The organism is Desulfovulcanus sp. (assembly GCF_982781345.1).
In genome coordinates, this window is record NZ_CEYAEZ010000108.1 from 1 (window position 1) to 3,014 (window position 3,014).

3 protein-coding genes are annotated in these 3,014 nt (G+C 43.8%); 1 reads left to right on the forward strand and 2 read right to left on the reverse strand.

Going from position 1 to position 3,014, the window contains the following annotated elements:
• Positions 1–113 (reverse strand): P-II family nitrogen regulator (locus tag AC3WVG_RS11290; RefSeq protein WP_488798210.1); only part of this gene is annotated, 113 nt, incomplete at its 3' end.
• An 80-nt stretch (positions 114–193) separates the two neighbouring features.
• Positions 194–1,018: a nitrogenase iron protein gene (gene nifH / locus AC3WVG_RS11295; protein ID WP_488798220.1), complete on the reverse strand. Its 825-nt coding sequence runs from the start codon at positions 1,016–1,018 to the stop codon at positions 194–196.
• Positions 1,019–1,372: 354 nt separating this feature from the next.
• Between nifH and AC3WVG_RS11300 the strand changes: the two genes are divergently transcribed.
• The gene (locus AC3WVG_RS11300) at positions 1,373–2,521 is read left to right on the forward strand and encodes a LeuA family protein (RefSeq protein ID WP_488798221.1); all 1,149 of its coding nucleotides are present in this window, start codon (positions 1,373–1,375) and stop codon (positions 2,519–2,521) included.
• Positions 2,522–3,014 lie beyond the last annotated feature (493 nt).

Here is a 3,014-nt window from a genome sequence, read left to right on the forward strand (position 1 = left end):
TTACCTCGACCTGAAACCTCGATTTTAGTTACTGCAGGATAACCAGCCTCGAGCAGTGCTTTCATTACCTCTGTGCTCTTTTCCGGCCTGATAATAGCACGAACCATAATCATATTTGTTCTCCTTTTTGGCTTAGTGTTTGTCTTGGTGTTGCTGTTAGGCCAAAGAGAATTTTGTTATGAATTTAAACTCATTAGTCTAACAAACCAAATTCCACGAGCAGGTTTTCCAATTCATCTATTGGGAGAGGCTTAGGAATCACGAACATATCATTCTCATCGATGTTTTTTGCCAGATTGCGGTAATGATCGGCCTGTTCTGCTTTAGGATCGAACTGGATAACGGTCTGGCGGTTGATCTCAGCCTTCTGGACCATGTTGTCGCGGGGCACAAAATAGATCATCTGCGTGCCTAGTCTCCTGGCGAATTCTTCGATCATCTCCTTTTCGTTATCCACCTTACGGCTGTTACAGATCAGCCCGCCCAGGCGAACTCCACCAGCCTCAGCGAATTTCCTAATTCCCTTACAGATGTTGTTGGCCGCGTACATGGCCATCATCTCACCTGAACAGACAATGTAAATCTCCTGAGCCTTGCCCTCACGAATAGGCATGGCAAAACCACCACAAACAACGTCACCAAGTACGTCGTAAAAAACATAATCGAGATCCTCGGACTCCTCGTAGGCGCCCAAAGACTCCAAAAGGTTAATGGATGTGATGATGCCTCTGCCAGCACATCCAACACCGGGTTCGGGGCCACCTGACTCGACGCAATAGGTGCCGCCAAAGCCCACTTTGCGGATATCTTCTAATTCCACATCTTCACCTTCATCACGCAAGGTATCCAGGACAGACTTCTGAGCCAGGCCACCGAGCAAAAGTCTCGTTGAGTCAGCCTTTGGGTCACAGCCCACAACCATGACTTTCCGCCCCATCTCCACCAGACCAGCAACTGTGTTCTGAGTCGTAGTGGATTTGCCAATACCACCCTTCCCATAAATAGCTACTTTTCTCATGGTAACCTCCCGCTTAAAGTGTTTTGATACTTAAAGTTTTTGATGTTTGATGACTCTATTATGGCAAGGGACGTGCCAACAGTTCTAAAAAATCGTTATGTTTTTTTGTAACCATTGAAACTGATTAATTTTTTTCAATAAAACAGAGTAATTCCCAACAGTTACAAGAATAGAATGCATACGAGCATACAACAAACAATTTTGTCTCCTGTTACACTTTTGTAGTCTACATCGTTGGTTTACTAAGATAGATTACGAGTTAACACTTTATAATTTAATGATTTTAGCGTCGATATATTATGTAAAACAGTGGCATTAAAAATGCATTACAAGCTAATAAAAGGAGAGTTGGTTATGCTTATAGATACAACCCTGCGTGAAGGAGAACAGAAATTTGGGGTCTATTTTGACCTTGAAACAAAGAAACAGATAATAAATGGACTTATTGAATTTGGTATAGAAGAAGTAGAATTAGGCGTCATCGGCCCGGACGAGAATAAAGAAATATCAGAACTTATACGTTGGACAGAGAACTTAACCCAAAAAACCAGTAGAAGTATCTGGTCTCCCTGTAAAATAGAATATGTTAAGCTGGTCGCCAAACTTGGTGTGGAGCGGATTAATATTGGAGTGCCGGTTTCAGATAATCATATTAGCAAACGACTTAAACTTTCCAGAACCGGCTTGCTTGAACGTTTACATCAGGTTGTTAAAGCTGCCCAAGATGCCGGATTAAGCTACATCTCTGTAGGGCTGGAGGATTTGTGTCGAGCTGATTTAAATTTTGCTCTGGAAGTTGCCCGCACAGCAGTTACTTCAGGGGCCAAACGAATCAGGCTATCAGATACAGTAGGTCTGCTTAGTCCCATGGAGGTTGCCGATCTGGTACGTAAATTTAAAAACGCTCTGCCTTGTCATTTGGCCGTGCATTGCCACAATGATTTTGCTCAGGGCACAGCAAACGCCATTACTGCCATCTTGAGCGGGGCAGAGTTTGTAGATGTTTCTATTCTGGGTCTGGGAGAGCGGGCAGGAATTGCTGCTTTAGAAGAAGTGGCTGCTTATCTTTATTTTCGAAAAAAAGCAGCACATTACAAGATGTCCATTGTTCGTGATTTATGCACCTTAGTATCCAAAGCAGCTAAAATACCCATCTCCGAATCCAAACCCATTGTTGGAAAGTCTATTTTTGCCTGTGAAAGTGGGCTGCATATTCATGGGATAAACATCGACCCAATGCTCTTTGAACCTTTTGCTCCGGAAACAGTCGGCGCAAAACGCAAGATCGGGCTGGGCAAAAAGAGCGGTCGTGCCGCGGTTATGACTGCCTTAAAACGTTTTTATCCTTCCTGTTCTAGCCACTGTTTGGAGCAGATCACCTCTTCCTTGGTGTCAACTGTGCGCTCATTGGCCAGAGAACAGGGCAGGCCCCTCACAGAGGCGGAAATCCGCGGCCTCTTGCAAACCGGGTTTAAAAATCCAGCACGGATTTGCCATAGATAAAGAAAAACTATCCGGTTATTCTTCATTTTTTTAGGGCTGCAACGCAAGGAGGGTTTATGAGTCTGTGGCCAAACCACATTTTGACTACCAGGTTAGAAATCCTGGTTTCTTGAAAGCATTGCAAAGGGCTGGGTAAGACATCTTGGCGAAGCTTGCGGATAAGCAGAGCATCGGGGTGACAAAACTAAATATCTGGGACTATTTGACATAACTATCGACAATAAAAAGAATATTCATTTATCCCAAATACCCCATTATGCTCTGCCCGCAAGCAAACTATAGATGGGTCCGGGCACTTGCACCAGCTTGAAAAAAATCAGGATTGAAAAAAAAATTATGAAAATTTGCCCTCTTAAGTAAGGTTTGGTCACAGATGATGAGAATCAAGACGGCGATGTTAAGTGTTTTCTTTGTTTTGCTAACCTTTTCTGGAGTCGGTAGCCCTTGATAAGGGCAAGGGTGGCAAATACTGGATGGTGGAAGAAGGTGGGGC